This is a genomic window from Aliamphritea hakodatensis (assembly GCF_024347195.1).
In the GTDB taxonomy this organism is placed as follows: Bacteria; Pseudomonadota; Gammaproteobacteria; order Pseudomonadales; family Balneatricaceae; genus Amphritea; species Amphritea hakodatensis.
Genome location: NZ_AP025281.1, coordinates 2,318,591 through 2,333,161, shown reverse-complemented (window position 1 = coordinate 2,333,161; position 14,571 = coordinate 2,318,591). Strand labels below are relative to the sequence as shown.

Here is a 14,571-nt window from a genome sequence, read left to right as displayed (position 1 = left end):
GCGCCTGATAACCGGAAGTCTGACAGGCTCCCTGTCCGCCAGTCAGCGCCAGGTAATATAACTATAAGGAGATAGGCATGTACTTCCCACGGAACCCCGCCAATGTAGAACAGGATCACCCAAAACTTGGCTCGCTGGCCATTATCGGCCATATGACTGCTAAAACCTGCCGACTCTGGGTGCGGATGTACTGCGCGGCAAAATGGTGGCTGGTCGTGACAGAAAGCCCGTTACAGGGGGACCTGGATACGCTGGACGGCCTGAATGTCGATGCATTCGTTGCACAGCAAGCAGCTAATCCCGTGTTCTGCCAGGCGAAGAACATCGGCACAGCCACCGATAACACGGTGGTGTTTAATGTCACCGGTTTACAGGCCGGCCGCAAATATTACTACGCGGTGATTGCCGATCTGGCAGACGCAGAACGTATTCCCCGCCGCACTGAAATTGGCCATCAGGGTAAGAAGTTCTTCCATGCGTTGCCCGCTAATCTTAATAACCTGACATTCGGCTATTTCAGCTGCCATGATCCGTTCAGTTCCGTGAGCCACAGCGAAGGTGCCTGGCCGCTGTATTACCAGACCATGGTGAACCGAAATGGTCTGTTCTCAATCGGTGGCGGCGATCAGGTGTATATCGATACTAACGACAAAGAAGATATGTATTCCGCGTGGGACTGGCTGGGGGATTACAAGAACGCCATCATCCAGGCGTTTTCTGAAAACGGTGAACTTAAAAAACCCGAGCTGATTAGCTATTTCGCAGAGGTTTACCGGACCTATTACCGCCTGTACTGGAACTTCCCGAATCTGAAGAAAACCTTCCAGCGCTTCCCTACCTATATGATCTGGGACGACCATGAAATCATGGATGGCTGGGGTTCCTATACCCGGCAGGAACGCAGCAAGCTGCTCAATCGCTTCTTTCAGGATGATGACGAAGCCACCAACGACCAGTTAATCCAGCTGATGTTTGAAGCGGCCAAACAGGTCTACTTCGAGTATCAGCACAGCCATAACCCGAAGACGCCTGTTTCCCTGAAGCCTGAAGACAATGAAGACTGCCAGTGGGATTACAGCTTCCGCATGGGGGACCACGGATTCTATGTGCTGGATATGCGTGGCCATCACGATTATGAACGCCATGAAGACGGCACCGCCCTGCTGGGCGCTAAGCAGATGCAACGGGTGCTGGAGTGGCTGGATGACGCCAGCCAGCGTTGCAAAAGCCTGTTCATTGTCTCACCGGTGCCGGTAGTTCACTGGGGTGTGCTGGTGTCTATGATGGATATTGGCTCGGTTAAAGACGACCTGCGGGATGAATGGGAGCACGACACCAACCATAAGGAACGGAATATTCTGCTCGATGCCATGCTGAAATGCTCCCATGATCAGGGCTGCCCGGTGACGGTACTGAGCGGTGATGTGCACAGCGCCAGCGTCTACCAGTTGGAGAACCGGGATAAATTCCCTAACGCCAAAGTATTCAACGCTACCTCCAGCGCTATCTCCAGAAAACCTGCCCCGGCCAAAGCAGAAATGCTGATCCGCAGCACCGGTAACATTAACGGCTATGAAGGCGGTTACGCTACCCGGCTGTATGCCCTCTCGGGCCAGCATAACTTCCTGATGGTAAATACGAATCTCGAAGACGGCACAGCCAGCGTCAGCGTAGACCTCTACTGGCCCGCCGGCGACGACGGTGAGCTGACGCAGAAGCGTATTAAACTGACCGGGGAGTAATACGGTATTTATCAGCCTGGCCAGAAAGAAATGGTCAGGCTGATAATAAGCAGGCTTCAGGGTCAGGTCTTGCCTTTTGCCTAATTCGATACAAATCATAAATGGCAAAAGGCAAGACCTGACCCCATTGTTTGCAAATCATAAATGGCCAAAGACAAGACCTGACCCCATTGTTTGGGACTAGCGACAAACATGCCACTCAAGTTAGCTAAGACAGAAGTGTTAGCCGTTAACTGCTAATTCATCAGTTAACCAGTTTCGAAAGAGAGTGACTTTGCGACTGTGTTTACTGTGGGGTGGGATTATCAGGTAGTAGGTTAACCCTAATGCCCGATGCTTCTTATCATACTCGGTCAACCAACCCTGTTGTAATGCAGTCTGGACCAGCAATGAACTGACCAAAGCAATACCTTGTCCAGCTAGCGCCGCTTGAATCACATGATGCTCCTGATCAAATTGACGTATGTTGGCTGGCTTGTGCTGCTTACCCAGATACTGATCCCAGGAAATTACCGGTAAGTTAGTATTTTCCCATTTGGTTTCTATTAAACAGGCATCGCTGATTCTGGCATGGCTTTCTAAATACTCTGGCGTGGCATACAGGCCAAGAGTCTCATTCACCAGTTCGATCCTGTTGGCTTCTTCACCCTTAAACTGACCATAGCGAATCGCCAGGTCGATGCGTCGATCTTTTTCCAGATCATCCAGTTGCTCTCCGGTTTTAACAATCACTTGAATGTGTGGATTCAGTCGATGAAATTTTTCCAGTTTGGGTACCAACCACATGGCGGCAAATGAGGAGGTAGTACTGAGGGTAAGCGTGGTCTGGGTATCTGATATATCTTCCAATACAACCGAGAGCTGCTGTAAGGCCAGGTATGCAGCTTGAGCGAGCTTCTCTCCTTCTTCAGTAAGTTCTATAGCACGCGTCTTTCGTTCAAACAGCAGCGTACCCAGCCTGTCTTCGAGACTACGTATCTGATGCGATACCGCAGTGGGTGTGACATTAAGTTCGGCTGCAGCTGCTTTAAAACTCTTCAAACGGGCTGCGGCCTCAAACACTCGAATGCTATTTAACGGGGGAAGATGAGTAAACATAACCACCTACATGAATGAGTATTACTCACCTATAAGAAAAAAATGATCTTTTGTCAATTATCCTGACTGCGCGCACCATATCTTCATGTTGACACACAATCTAATAAAATCTGAGGATATACTATGCCTACTATACTGCATATCGACAGCAGCGCCCGACGCTTAGATAACTCTGTTGCTGAGTATAATTCAATCTCTAAAACACTGGCTGGTGAATTTATCCGGCAGTGGCAAAATCAACGTCCGAACGATTCGGTGATTTATCGTGATCTCGGACAAACACCGCCTGACTTTATCAATCAGGATTGGATAGCTGCGGTATTTACGAATGAGGAAAATCGCACTGACACACAAAAAAACTTACTGGAATTGTCCGATACATTAATTGATGAGTTGAATGAGGCTGATATCATTTTGATGTCTGCCCCCATGTATAACTACGGTATGCCAGCCGTGCTGAAAGCCTGGTTTGACCAGGTTGTCCGTATTAACAAAACCTTCTCCTTTGATTTGAACCGTGGAGATTTTCCTCTTGAACCCATTATGTCGGGTAAAACACTGATATTAGTGTCATCCTGCGGTGAGTTTGGCTTTGAATCCGGGGGAATCAGAGAGGCGATGAACCACCTAGGGCCGCACATCGAAGTGCTGGCTAAGTACCTGGGGGTGGAGCATTTCCATGAAATTCGTGCGGAATACCAAGAGTTCGCTGATCATCGGCATGAACAGTCGGTCCGAAAAGCTCAGGCTGACGCTATCGAACTGGCAGGACACCTTGCGCATGCTTACGGCTAAGACTGCTAACACCGAATGTGCGAGGAAACTGCGTATTTGGAGTGTTTACCCATTACCGCTACTTAATAGAGGACGCTATGAAAACAGAGATTATCGTCTGGGCAAGCATTCAGCGTCTGCTATTGGAGTTGAGGGGGTGGAGGTGCAGGTGCAGCGCTATATTAGCGAAGCCTCAAAGACCGGATTTGGCACAGAACAGACACCCTCAGTTAGTCCTGACCGGACAGCGATTGTCAGATTAAGTCCTGATTTCTACATATTAAGATCGGTCTTATGCCGTTTTTTACACCACTGTAGAAACTGTCTCTGAACGTCAGATCCGCTTTGTTCTGCGGACATACGGTATGCCCTTCCCGACTGAAACTTCTTCCTGTGCCAACTGTGCATCCCGGATAAATTCATAGGTCAGATCCGGGTTGTCTTCAGCAACCTTTCCGATCTTTATCCAGTGCTCTATTTGTTCCGAAGTTGAGCGATTGACAGCTTGCGCGTGAGTTTTGGAATCTTCAACGAAGGCATCATCTAATGTGATAGTGGTAGACATGTCACTCTCCTGATATGTCCACCGTTCTAGCACTGAACAACTAAAAAGTACGGTGTTTTGTTGCCTTCAATAACTGAAGGTTTCTTACCAGGCGTACATTCACATACCCAGTAAAGGCAGCTTTTTCAGGCGGTGATACCGTAGGGCCACTTCAAGGCAGTGTTGCAGAGGCTTAAGCGGTAACGGCTCCGCCCTGCTGAGTGTCAGCTCCCGGTTACCGGCAAACGGCAGTTCATCACCGTAGACTTCCCGAAAGGTTGCCACCAGCGAGGTGCTGCAGTTGAAATACACACCTAACTGATCCGGCGCTTTGGCCTGCCAGTTCATCCTTACCGGGCTGCCCCCTTTAACCGCATAACTGGGTTCGCCCCACTTAAGGGATTCTTCTACCGTGCCTAATTCATGTTCTGAGGCGATATCGAAAATCAGCGTGCGAATGGCCAGCAGCTGAGTGCATACATCCTCAGGGTACGTGGCAAATTTTGCTTCTACATCCGGGTTCATTTCACGGTGCCGGTAATGATCAGGGAGGCCGGTTGGCCGGTTTCCGGGTGGACTGGTTCCTGCACCTGTTCTATCCGCATGCCGTTGTCCGTAAACAGCGCCTGCCAGGCGTCTACAGTACGGAAATACCAGGGGGCGGGATCGGTAAAGTCATCGCTGAAGCCTGCCCAGGAACCTTCCCGCCAGCCGTCTTCGTAGATCCCGTCGCCGTTGCTGGTCACCGGGTGTAGGGTTTGCACCACAAAATGCCCGCCGGAGTTTAATAAACTTGGAACCGCGGCAAACACCTGTTCAACGGATTCTTTGCCCAACAGTGAGAAATTACATACCGCCAGATCAAATCGCTCATTGATGCTGTCACCAGATAAGTCTTCATAGGCCACCTTTTTGAAAGTCCCCCCACCCGCCGCGCGGGCCTTGTCGATCAGCTCTGCTACAGCATCGGTACCGGTGACCTGCATGCCGGCAGCGGCCAGCGCCCGGACTAACCAGCCTTCACCGCAGCCGATATCCAGTACGGTTTTGGGGGCCAGTGCGGTAATGGTGTCGGTGATCGCCCGGTCGGTGACCATTACCCGGCTGGGGATTGTCTGCCCGGCGATTGCATCCGCCCAGGGTGCGGCATTCTTATGCCAGGATTTAAGAATGGTCTTATCGCTAAGTTTGGTCATCAGGGAAGCATCCTCTGCTTTGGGTTACAGGGCAAACAGAAATACCGGCGTCAGTAACGGCACCGCCAGCGCGAGCAGGAGGCAGCGGTTAATGACCGACAGAGTATGTAAATCCGGATGGCTGCGGATATACAGCGCGTTAATAATGGCCGTGCCTGGAATGGCAAAGATCGCCAGCAGGAACACGCCCAGCCCCACCCAGGAGCCGTTGCCGGTGTTCATTGCAACCACGATGAACACAAACAGGCACTGCAACACGGCCGGTAATACAACGCCAGTGATGTACCTCATTACACCTTCCTTTTTAAGTTTACAGACTCTGAGCGGTCAATAATTACGATTTCTCTGCCCTGCTTAGCCTACCGTATAAAAACTTCAACCACATGATAAGTATGCACTTTGAGTGTTATAGTATGCAAAGTCGTCAAATTAAAATGCAAGAAGTGAATATCATGGTTCAAGGGATACACGCAGAACTGCGCAAAGAACTGGAAAACGAAATAATAACTGGCAAGCTGAAACCGGGCGACCGTCTGGATGAAACAGCACTGGCTGAACGCTTTGGCGTTTCAAGAACACCGGTCAGAGAAGCGTTATTACAGCTCAATACAACCGGCCTAATTGAAATGCGGGCCCGCAAAGGTGCCATTGTCGCCGGTATTGAGCTTAAAGAGTTACTGGAAATGTTCGAAGTAATGGCTGAGCTTGAAAGCATGTGCGGCAGGCTAGCAGCCCGCCGGGCTTCACCTGAAGATATTGAAGCGATCCGTGCCGCCCATGACAGCTGTAAAACAGCCGCCGAGAATAAAGACTTCGACAATTATTACTCGCTGAATGTCGACTTTCACGAAGCCATATACAAAGCAGGCCGCAATTCTTACCTGGCGAACCAAACGATCGCCCTTCGTAACCGGCTTGCCCCTTACCGACGCACCCAGCTCAGAAACGCCAACCGCATCATGGAATCCTTTAATGAGCATCAGGATGTATTACTTGCCATTGAGGAACGCGATGCAGACAAAGCTGAGAATCTGCTCAAGGAACATGTCACCATTCAGGGCGATACGTTCAGTGATTTTGTTGCCAGCCTGCCAGGCTGATATTTTTTACTTCAAATATAAACTGACACCCATAAAAAACGGATAGTCCTTAAAGGCCCTATCCGTTTTTGGTGCTCTGTTCTTTACTTAATTTCAGGCCCCATGACCGCATCTGGCAACCACAGCGCTATTTCAGGAAACACTGCCAAAATCACAATGGCCAACACCATACACAACACAAATGGCAACGAACCTTTCAGTATCGTTGGCAGGCTGACGTCCTTACAGATACTGTTGATCACATAGAGGTTAAGCCCTACCGGCGGTGTTATTAAACCTATCTCCATGTTGATGGTGAACACCACTGCAAACCAGTACGGATCAAATCCGGCGCTCTGTATAATTGGCAACAGTATCGGAGCCGTCATCAGAATGACTGCAACCGGCGGCAGGAAGAAGCCGGCAACCAGCAGGAACAGGTTGATCATACCCAGCAGTACCCAGCGGTTTACATCCATATTAACAATCAGTTCAGCAACAGACTGCGTAATATATAAGCTGGACAGTGTAAAACTGAAAAGCTCAGATGCTGCAATGATCATTAATATCATCACGCTTTCTTTCATACTGGCGGAGAGCATGTCCCATAAACGCCGGAAATCACGGATTTTATAAATCACCACCGCCAGCATGACACACATCATCGCACCCACACCTGCGGCTTCAGACGGGGTCGCTATACCGCCATACAACACGTACAGAATGCCGATAATCACCAGCATAAAGGGAACAACCCGCGGTAATACTTCCAGCTTATCGTGCAAGGTATAGCTGCGCGCCTGATCAGCAAATGAGTAACCGTTGCGCTTTGCTGTATACAAGGCCCAGGCCATAAAAAGTGCCGTTAACATGAAGCCCGGAACCAGTCCCGCCAGGAACAGACGACCAATCGAAGTTTCAGTTGCGATACCATAAACAATCATAGTGATGGATGGCGGAATCAGAATACCCAGCGTCCCGCCCGCTGCAATTGCACCGGTTGCCAGACTTGCCGGATAGCCCCGGGCGCGCATTTCCGGAATGCCCATTTTTCCGATGGCAGCACAGGTCGCCGGAGAGGAGCCACTCAGTGCAGAAAATATGGAACAGGCCCCCAGATTGGAAATGATCAGACCACCCGGGACTTTATACAGCCAACGGTCCAGTGCTTCATACAGATCTTTGGCTGCCGGCGAACTGGCTACCGCCGCGCCCATCAGTATGAACATCGGGATCGACACAAGGGTAAAGTGGCTGATACTCGAAAACATAGTTTCAGCGACGATATCCAGCGACCCTACGCCTTCAAATATAACGAGAAAACCAACACCAACCAGCGCCAGCGCAAAGGCAACGGGTACTCCGGCCGCCAGAATAATAATGGTAACTATGCACAACAGTGCACCTATCATTAACGGGCTCATGAGTGACCTCCTGGCTCAGTACCAAAAGGCACTTCATCGTTAGTGACTACGCAAATCGCATCTGCCAGATATTCCAGCGATAGAAGTGTCATACCAACAGACATAGATAAATAAGGAATCCACAGCGGCAGTTCCCAGATGGACTCTGTCGTCCATCCTCCACTCCAGGCTTCATGCCAGAGTTCCCAGCCGGTATACATGAACAACAGTGAAAACAGTAATGCGAACGCAATTGTGATGTACCCCAGTAATCGCTTGAAACGTGGTGATACGTACATGGTCAGCAAATCAACATTCACATGCCCTTTTATCTGGGCGACATAAGGTGCGCCGAGAAAGACAGATGCAGCCAGACCATAAGTTACAAAATCGGTTTGCCAGATAGTACTTTCGCCAAATACGTATCTGACAACCACCAACTGACACACAACGACAACCGAGGCTGCCAGTAAAAACGCTGATGCCAGGCCACTGGCCTTGGACAGCGCCCTTATCAGGGATACAAATTTTCTTAAAAACATGGCTTCAGACCTTTGTACGTGGGAAGGCGAACGGTCAGATAAAGGCGCCTGCCCAGAGTTCTCCTGTTGCATAAAACTACAACGCTCCTGTTACTACAGATAAGGGCGGCCTTGTCAGCCGCCGAACACTACAGCTGACGGCTTACTCTACTGAGAGAGCCATATCGATCAGCGCCTGACCACCATCCACTGACTCTGTAAAAACTTTGTAACTGGTTGCTTTGGCAATTTCACGCCACTGATCTGCCTGCTCCGGCGTCATGCTGACGACGTCAACACCTGCCTTTTTGAAGATATCGACCATTTTCTGATCCAGACCCTGCGCTTCCTTAAAGAAGTAGGCTTCTGCTTTTTCACCGGCAGCCATCAGCGCATCCTGCTGAGCCTTATTGAGTTTGTTCCAGGTCTTTTTCGACAGCATTACAGGCTCATACATAAACCAGAGTGCGTTGTCTCCGGGAGCTGTCAGGCATTTAACCTGCTCAAAAATACGGTAAGACACGAAGCTGCCGGAGCTGGTATTTGCAGCATCAATCGTCCCGGTTTGCATGGCGGTATAAATTTCTGAACTGGGCATCGAAGCAATAGATGCCCCTGCTCCGGCCAGCATTCTCTCAAATGCCTTACCTGCTGCACGGGTCGTCTGACCTTTAATATCATCCGGGCTCAGAATGCAGCTTTTTGCTGAGGCAAAACCACCTGCCAGCCACGCATCAGCCAACACAATGGCGCCTGCTTTATTAATTTCATCCTTAATTTCCTGCATGAATGCAGAGTCATTCAGGCGTGCGGCATGTTCGTGATTTTTAACCAGACCAGGCATCAGAGTGGCGTCAAACTTAGGATGACGACCAGAGGCATAGGCCAGAGGGAAAAGTGTCATATCCAGCCGTCCTTTAGTCAGCGGTGCCCACTGTTCCTTGGCTTTATACAAAGAACTACCCGGATATACACGAATCGTCAGATCGACATCGGCAGCAGCAACTTCACGGGCAATTAGCTGCACCATTTCATCGCGCACATCACCTTTACCACCGGGAAACTGGTGAGAGGCTTTTAGTGTTTCAGCTTGGGAAGTACCCGCAAGCGTCGCCAGAGCAACAGCACAACAGGCAAAAGTTTTCTTCAGGTTCATGTGGACACTCCATTTATTTTTGTTTGTTTCGAGTATAGGGCAGCAATCATGTATTCACAGAAAGCAACTTGATATCAACATACAAAGCATTTGCATTTTTTGCAAGGCTTGTTGTATACATAAAAACAGATTAAAAAAACACTGATCCTATAATCTTAAAAATTTAACCCATATTTCAGCGCTTTCACTGCTGAACAGAAATTAGTACAGACAAAAGGTTTTCTGATGCGGACCACACCTAACCTGGTGCAAACACTGGAACATGAGATCGTCACTGGCCAGCTAAAGCCCCGTGACAAGCTCGATGAAACCCAACTGGCTGAACGCTTCGGTGTTTCCAGAACCCCTGTCAGGGAAGCACTGTTGCAACTGCGGGCAACCGGCTTAATTGATATGCAGCCACGTAAAGGGGCAGCCGTTGCCAGCATTGATCTGAAAAACTTACTGGAAATGTTCGAAATGATGGCGAACTACGAATCGATAACCGCCAAACTTGCCGCCCGCCGGGCAGGTTCTGCAGATATAGAACAGATTCGCCAGGCTCATCTTGCCGGCATCAGCGCCGCAGAATCCGGTGATGTAGATACCTATTTTCTTGGCAACATCCGATTTCATGAATCCATATACAACGCCAGCCATAACAGCTTTTTAGCCCGGCTGGCGACCGACCTGAACAAGCGCTTGTGCCCCTATCGCCGCACACAACTGCACTGCACTAACCGCATCACCGAGTCACATCAGGAGCACCAGAATTTACTCAGCGCGATTGAACATAGAAACGCTGAACTGGCAGCTTCACTCGCGTATGACCATATCGCAGTACAGGGCTCTAATTTCACTGATTTCATTGCACGGCTGAATACCTGATCCGGCAAGTAACCACAGACAAACAATCGGAGTACATAATGAATAAAAATATCTACGCACTATTTGAATCCCGCTTTCCAGACGATTCTGCAGCGGTGTTTCTCGAGCATCCCAGGGGCAACCTCCTTTACAGTGAAATAGACAGCATGACTGGCCGGTTATCAGGGCTGTTGCGAAAACTGGGAGTAAGCAAAGGCGACCGTATTATCATGCAGGTAGACAAATCCCCTGAAGCAGTCATGCTGTACCTTGCCTGTTTACGGGTCGGCGCTATTTTTATTCCGCTGAACACAGCCTATACCACGCTTGAACTGCGTTACTTCATGGAAGATGCCAAACCAACACTGGTTGTCTGCAGGCCTCAGGATCACGAAGCCATCAGCCATTCTGCTCAGGGATTCGGATTTCCCCACGTAATGACACTGGATGACCAGGGAAATGGATCCCTTTCGGATGCTGCACAGGAAACTCCGGTAGATACAAATACTGAAATCTGTGACAGCAACGACCTCGCCTGCATCTTGTATACATCAGGCACCACCGGCCGTTCTAAAGGTGCAAAGCTGTCCCACGGTAACCTGGCATCAAACGGCCAGGTATTACACAGTTACTGGCAGTGGGAAGAAGGTGATGTACTGCTACATGCTTTGCCGATCTTCCATGTTCACGGTTTGTTTGTCGCCCTACACTGCGCACTCCTGAACGGCTCAAAGGTTATTTTTCTGCCAAGATTCAGTTTGCCTGAAGTCAGAGAAAACCTGCCCCGCAGCACTGTCATGATGGGCGTTCCGACCTTTTATGTGCGTCTGCTGGAGGACCCTGATTTTAACCGTGAACTGTGCAATAACATGCGTCTGTTTGTGGCAGGCTCCGCACCATTACTGGCAGAAACTTTCCAGGCGTTCGAAGCAATATCCGGTCACAAAATTCTCGAACGCTACGGCATGACAGAAGCAGGCATGATCACCTCTAACCCTTACAAAGGGGAGCGCCTGCCGGGTACTGTTGGCCTGCCCCTGCCAGATGTTCAGGCCCGCGTAGCAGATAAAAACGGCAACGAAGTACCCCGGGGTGATGTCGGCGTGTTGGAAATAAACGGCCCTAACGTCTTTAAGGGCTACTGGTGTATGCCTGAAAAAACTGCTGAAGAGTTTCGCGAAGACGGTTACTTCATCACCGGAGATATGGCCACGATGGCAGAAGATGGCCGTATCAGCATTGTCGGACGCTCTAAAGATCTGGTTATTTCAGGTGGCTATAACGTCTACCCCAAAGAAGTTGAAAACATGATTGACCAGATTGCCGGCGTCAAAGAATCAGCAGTTATTGGTGTGCCCCACCGTGATTTCGGTGAAGGCGTTACTGCTGTCATTGTTGCTGAGCATGGCGCAGACCTAAGTGCTGAAGATGTAATGGCGTTCCTTAAAGGAAAAATCGCCCGTTTTAAGCAGCCACAGAAGATCTTTTTTGTTGATGAACTGCCCCGTAACACCATGGGCAAAGTTCAGAAGAAGCAACTCCGTGAGGATTACAATGACATCTATGGCCAGTAACTCCACCGCTGCCAGCTCGCTGGAAGCTTTGCTGCATCGGGAAATCCCGGCCAGCAAGGCATTTAGCATACAGGTCAGTTCACTGGATTCGGGGCAAATCTGCCTCGAAGCCCCGGTGGCAGAAAACAACATCAATATTCACGGTACGGCTTTCGCAGGCAGTATTTACTCTATGTCAGCACTGGCAGCCTGGGCACTGATGTTTGATTGTATGCAACGGGCTGACTGTCATGCAGACCTTGTTATCGCCAAGGCTAATATCCAATATCAGCGTCCGGCTGTTGGCAGCATCATTGCAACGACCCGCCTTTCTGATGAAACTCTTCAGGCGTTCTTCTCGGACCTTGAAGAGAATGGAAAAGCCCGGCTCGAAGCGCATGTTGATGTGTTTGACCGCACAGCTTTACGAGCCACTAATCAGGTCTGTCTGGTCGCCATAAGCCGGTCTTCCATACCGGCTGATCAACCACCGCTCTAAGGAGGGTATTATGCGCCTCAACCGATTATTAAGTTCTGTGGCTGACGCTGGCCGCGAACTGTTATCCCGGAAAAATACTGTATCACCACAAAAAGATCTGGAAGATTACTGTGCTGAACTGCTCACCAGTAAAGGAGAAGCCCTTGGCACAGCAATCGCTGTCGAAGTTGTAAATGCTTATAGAAAAACAGACAGTGAAGCCAAACTGTCGTTTTTTCAGCATTTGATAGCGCAGTACTCCCCTTCAGCAGACGAAGTAATTGCGTTGGCTGAAGCCTATAAACTCGATCCAAGCTTTGGCAATTTTGCAGCACTTAATGATGCGGTTGAATCCCCGAGACAAATGCTTTTTCGCCGTATCAACATGGCCCCTCAGGGCACGGAAACCATTGTGTCTTTGCGCCATGATTTGCTGAGCATGCTTAAGCAGTACCCTGAATTAAAGCCCATTGATTATGACCTTCAGCACCTGCTGAAATCATGGTTTAACCGGGGGTTTCTGAGCCTGGAAGAGGTCAGTTGGCAAACCCCCGCGCGGATTCTTGAAAAGCTGATGCGTTACGAAGCCGTGCATTCTATGTCTGGCTGGGACGACCTGAAGAAACGCCTGAGCCATAACCGCAGGTGCTTCGCCTTCTTTCATCCATCACTGCCAGAAGAGCCGCTTATTTTTGTGGAAGTGGCACTGGTCAACGGGCTGGCTGATTCTGTTGTTCCCCTCATTAATCCGCAGGAAACAACAGAAGAAATACCGGCAGACACAGCAATTTTCTATTCAATCAGTAATTGCCAGACAGGTTTAGCTGGCATTTCCTTTGGCAACTTCCTGATTAAGCAGGTTGTACTTGAACTGCAAAGAGAACTGCCGGAACTGAAACAGTTTGCCACTCTGTCTCCTATCCCCGGTTTTATGCGATGGCTGGATACAGAAGTTAATTCAGGTGAATCAGCGGCTGTCAGTGAAGAGGAACAAAACCTTTTAGAGTTGCTAAACCTGCCTGACTGGCAGAAGAACACCACCCACTGTGAAAAACTGGAACCGCTGTTAACCCGACTCTGCACTTACTATTTAACGACGGCAAAAAAAGGCCGTAACCCCTATGACCCGGTGGCCCGTTTCCATTTAGGTAACGGTGCCAGAATTGAACGCCTTAACTGGATGGGTGACCCTTCCGAAAAAGGGCTTAAGCAATCCGCAGGCTTACTGGTGAATTATTTCTACGATATTTCACAAGTTGAAGCCAATCACGAATCTTTCATAAACGACGGACAGGTGATTACCGCAAAAAGCTTTGCCAAAGCATATTAGCGATTGCCCCGCTAAGTGCTGTTTATGGCAAGCTTCTTCCCCTTGCAGGCTTTGTTTCAGAGCCTGCCTTTTTATTTTTTTGCATCTTTCAGCTTTTAAAGCGCGTCAGTTGCGTTATCAGCCGCTCCCCTAAATATCTGGCAGTAGCAAGGTCACGGGGGTCTGCGGTGCCGTCTTCAGAATGGGCAACCACACCTGCCTAGCAGCCTAAGCGGTTAATGCCCTTATCATCATTTTGCGGCAGGTCCAGCCCCATCCAGAGCATGCCCTGCTGATTTGCCAGCGTCGCCATATACTGCAGGGTAGCTGTCTGATCACCGTTCAGGCCGCTGCCGCAGGTAAATCCGGCTGCCAGCTTGCCCGCCCAGAGCTGTTCGCACCACTGGTCACTGGTGGCATCCGCAAAGGCTTTAAACTGCGCCGCCACGCTGCCCATGTAGGTGGGCGAGCCAAAGAGGATGCCGTCACAGCCGTTCAGTTCATCCAGCAATGGCTGATTTCTGAAGCGGCCTTCGATGATTTCAGTGCCGCTGATCCGGTGTTCTGTTACCTGAATCTGGCCATGGCTGCCCAGCCCTTCAGCCACCGCGCCTGCCAGCTTGGCCGTTACACCTGTCTGGGAAAAATACACCACCGCTACTTTCATCACCGCCATTCCTTAACCTGTTTGGTACCTGATCGGTTGCCCGCATTCCGGCACATAAAGCCTGTGCTAAAAGCATCTAACCACAGCTGTGAGCGGCTGTCAGCCGTTGCCGAAATGACAACAATCAAAAAAATTCTAACAACGCAGAACTGGTTATGCTCGGTTTCAGAGTGATTCATCGCTCTTCAAACATTCCACACAATAA

General features: G+C 49.8%; 16 protein-coding genes. 7 read left to right on the top strand and 9 right to left on the bottom strand.

Features of this window, described 5'->3' with window-relative positions; all coding sequences use genetic code 11:
- Positions 1-77 precede the first annotated feature (77 nt).
- The gene (locus tag PCI15_RS10685; RefSeq protein WP_271274321.1) at positions 78-1,742 is read left to right on the top strand and encodes an alkaline phosphatase D family protein; all 1,665 of its coding nucleotides are present in this window, start codon (positions 78-80) and stop codon (positions 1,740-1,742) included.
- A gap of 222 nt (positions 1,743-1,964) precedes the next feature.
- Here the strand turns inward: PCI15_RS10685 and PCI15_RS10680 are convergent, their stop codons facing one another.
- Positions 1,965-2,840 (bottom strand): LysR substrate-binding domain-containing protein, encoded by an 876-nt coding sequence (locus PCI15_RS10680; RefSeq protein ID WP_271274320.1) that lies wholly within the window; start codon positions 2,838-2,840, stop codon positions 1,965-1,967.
- 123 nt (positions 2,841-2,963) lie between these two features.
- Here PCI15_RS10680 and PCI15_RS10675 point away from each other — a divergent pair, with 123 nt between their 5' ends.
- Positions 2,964-3,635 carry an FMN-dependent NADH-azoreductase gene (locus PCI15_RS10675; protein WP_271274319.1) on the top strand — a complete coding sequence of 224 codons (672 nt, stop codon included), beginning with the start codon at positions 2,964-2,966 and terminating at the stop codon, positions 3,633-3,635.
- 313 nt (positions 3,636-3,948) lie between these two features.
- Here PCI15_RS10675 and PCI15_RS10670 read toward each other — a convergent pair whose 3' ends face one another.
- The 4 genes from PCI15_RS10670 to PCI15_RS10655 form a co-directional block, all read right to left on the bottom strand.
- Positions 3,949-4,179 (bottom strand): TA system antitoxin ParD family protein, encoded by a 231-nt coding sequence (locus tag PCI15_RS10670; protein ID WP_271274318.1) that lies wholly within the window; start codon positions 4,177-4,179, stop codon positions 3,949-3,951.
- Positions 4,180-4,278: 99 nt separating this feature from the next.
- On the bottom strand, positions 4,279-4,683 hold the full coding sequence (locus tag PCI15_RS10665) for a DUF1801 domain-containing protein (RefSeq protein ID WP_271274317.1): 405 nt from the start codon (positions 4,681-4,683) through the stop codon (positions 4,279-4,281).
- The gene (locus tag PCI15_RS10660) at positions 4,680-5,354 is read right to left on the bottom strand and encodes a class I SAM-dependent methyltransferase (RefSeq protein ID WP_271274316.1); all 675 of its coding nucleotides are present in this window, start codon (positions 5,352-5,354) and stop codon (positions 4,680-4,682) included. Before PCI15_RS10660 ends, PCI15_RS10665 begins: the two co-directional genes overlap by 4 nt.
- 24 nt (positions 5,355-5,378) lie before the next feature.
- The gene (locus tag PCI15_RS10655; RefSeq protein ID WP_271274315.1) at positions 5,379-5,645 is read right to left on the bottom strand and encodes a hypothetical protein; all 267 of its coding nucleotides are present in this window, start codon (positions 5,643-5,645) and stop codon (positions 5,379-5,381) included.
- Positions 5,646-5,806: 161 nt separating this feature from the next.
- Here PCI15_RS10655 and PCI15_RS10650 point away from each other — a divergent pair, with 161 nt between their 5' ends.
- Positions 5,807-6,454 carry a GntR family transcriptional regulator gene (locus PCI15_RS10650; RefSeq protein ID WP_271274314.1) on the top strand — a complete coding sequence of 216 codons (648 nt, stop codon included), beginning with the start codon at positions 5,807-5,809 and terminating at the stop codon, positions 6,452-6,454.
- An 83-nt stretch (positions 6,455-6,537) separates the two neighbouring features.
- Here PCI15_RS10650 and PCI15_RS10645 read toward each other — a convergent pair whose 3' ends face one another.
- The 3 genes from PCI15_RS10645 to PCI15_RS10635 all read right to left on the bottom strand — a co-directional run bounded on the left by PCI15_RS10645 (position 6,538) and on the right by PCI15_RS10635 (position 9,513).
- Positions 6,538-7,857 carry a TRAP transporter large permease gene (locus tag PCI15_RS10645; protein ID WP_271274313.1) on the bottom strand — a complete coding sequence of 440 codons (1,320 nt, stop codon included), beginning with the start codon at positions 7,855-7,857 and terminating at the stop codon, positions 6,538-6,540.
- The gene (locus tag PCI15_RS10640) at positions 7,854-8,378 is read right to left on the bottom strand and encodes a TRAP transporter small permease (RefSeq protein WP_271274312.1); all 525 of its coding nucleotides are present in this window, start codon (positions 8,376-8,378) and stop codon (positions 7,854-7,856) included. The genes PCI15_RS10645 and PCI15_RS10640 overlap by 4 nt, the downstream gene beginning before the upstream one ends.
- 142 nt (positions 8,379-8,520) lie before the next feature.
- Positions 8,521-9,513 carry a TRAP transporter substrate-binding protein gene (locus tag PCI15_RS10635; protein WP_271274311.1) on the bottom strand — a complete coding sequence of 331 codons (993 nt, stop codon included), beginning with the start codon at positions 9,511-9,513 and terminating at the stop codon, positions 8,521-8,523.
- A gap of 225 nt (positions 9,514-9,738) precedes the next feature.
- Between PCI15_RS10635 and PCI15_RS10630 the strand changes: the two genes are divergently transcribed.
- Genes PCI15_RS10630 through PCI15_RS10615 form a run of 4 tightly spaced genes read left to right on the top strand, consistent with a single transcriptional unit; the run spans position 9,739 to position 13,720 of the window.
- Positions 9,739-10,380: a GntR family transcriptional regulator gene (locus tag PCI15_RS10630; RefSeq protein ID WP_271274310.1), complete on the top strand. Its 642-nt coding sequence runs from the start codon at positions 9,739-9,741 to the stop codon at positions 10,378-10,380.
- 38 nt (positions 10,381-10,418) lie between these two features.
- Complete coding sequence (locus tag PCI15_RS10625; RefSeq protein ID WP_271274309.1) at positions 10,419-11,933, top strand: malonate--CoA ligase; 1,515 nt, start codon at positions 10,419-10,421, stop codon at positions 11,931-11,933.
- Positions 11,914-12,411, top strand: coding sequence for a YiiD C-terminal domain-containing protein (locus tag PCI15_RS10620; RefSeq protein ID WP_271274308.1), 498 nt, complete (start codon positions 11,914-11,916; stop codon positions 12,409-12,411). Before PCI15_RS10625 ends, PCI15_RS10620 begins: the two co-directional genes overlap by 20 nt.
- 10 nt (positions 12,412-12,421) lie before the next feature.
- The gene (locus tag PCI15_RS10615; protein WP_271274307.1) at positions 12,422-13,720 is read left to right on the top strand and encodes a malonyl-CoA decarboxylase; all 1,299 of its coding nucleotides are present in this window, start codon (positions 12,422-12,424) and stop codon (positions 13,718-13,720) included.
- Between the two features lie 199 nt (positions 13,721-13,919).
- On the opposite strand, the gene PCI15_RS10610 is transcribed toward PCI15_RS10615, so the two are convergent.
- Entirely contained in the window at positions 13,920-14,366 is a 447-nt protein-coding gene (locus tag PCI15_RS10610; protein ID WP_271274606.1) for a flavodoxin family protein, read from the bottom strand.
- Positions 14,367-14,571: the final 205 nt, after the last annotated feature.

Coding starts and splice junctions, on each gene's coding strand:
- PCI15_RS10630 (WP_271274310.1), top strand. CDS start 9,739: ATGCGGACCACACCTAACCTGGTGCAAACACTGGAACATGAGATCGTC.
- PCI15_RS10615 (WP_271274307.1), top strand. CDS start 12,422: ATGCGCCTCAACCGATTATTAAGTTCTGTGGCTGACGCTGGCCGCGAA.
- PCI15_RS10675 (WP_271274319.1), top strand. CDS start 2,964: ATGCCTACTATACTGCATATCGACAGCAGCGCCCGACGCTTAGATAAC.
- PCI15_RS10610 (WP_271274606.1), bottom strand. CDS start 14,366: ATGAAAGTAGCGGTGGTGTATTTTTCCCAGACAGGTGTAACGGCCAAG.
- PCI15_RS10660 (WP_271274316.1), bottom strand. CDS start 5,354: ATGACCAAACTTAGCGATAAGACCATTCTTAAATCCTGGCATAAGAAT.
- PCI15_RS10685 (WP_271274321.1), top strand. CDS start 78: ATGTACTTCCCACGGAACCCCGCCAATGTAGAACAGGATCACCCAAAA.
- PCI15_RS10665 (WP_271274317.1), bottom strand. CDS start 4,683: ATGAACCCGGATGTAGAAGCAAAATTTGCCACGTACCCTGAGGATGTA.
- PCI15_RS10625 (WP_271274309.1), top strand. CDS start 10,419: ATGAATAAAAATATCTACGCACTATTTGAATCCCGCTTTCCAGACGAT.
- PCI15_RS10670 (WP_271274318.1), bottom strand. CDS start 4,179: ATGTCTACCACTATCACATTAGATGATGCCTTCGTTGAAGATTCCAAA.
- PCI15_RS10635 (WP_271274311.1), bottom strand. CDS start 9,513: ATGAACCTGAAGAAAACTTTTGCCTGTTGTGCTGTTGCTCTGGCGACG.
- PCI15_RS10620 (WP_271274308.1), top strand. CDS start 11,914: ATGACATCTATGGCCAGTAACTCCACCGCTGCCAGCTCGCTGGAAGCT.
- PCI15_RS10640 (WP_271274312.1), bottom strand. CDS start 8,378: ATGTTTTTAAGAAAATTTGTATCCCTGATAAGGGCGCTGTCCAAGGCC.
- PCI15_RS10655 (WP_271274315.1), bottom strand. CDS start 5,645: ATGAGGTACATCACTGGCGTTGTATTACCGGCCGTGTTGCAGTGCCTG.
- PCI15_RS10645 (WP_271274313.1), bottom strand. CDS start 7,857: ATGAGCCCGTTAATGATAGGTGCACTGTTGTGCATAGTTACCATTATT.
- PCI15_RS10680 (WP_271274320.1), bottom strand. CDS start 2,840: ATGTTTACTCATCTTCCCCCGTTAAATAGCATTCGAGTGTTTGAGGCC.
- PCI15_RS10650 (WP_271274314.1), top strand. CDS start 5,807: ATGGTTCAAGGGATACACGCAGAACTGCGCAAAGAACTGGAAAACGAA.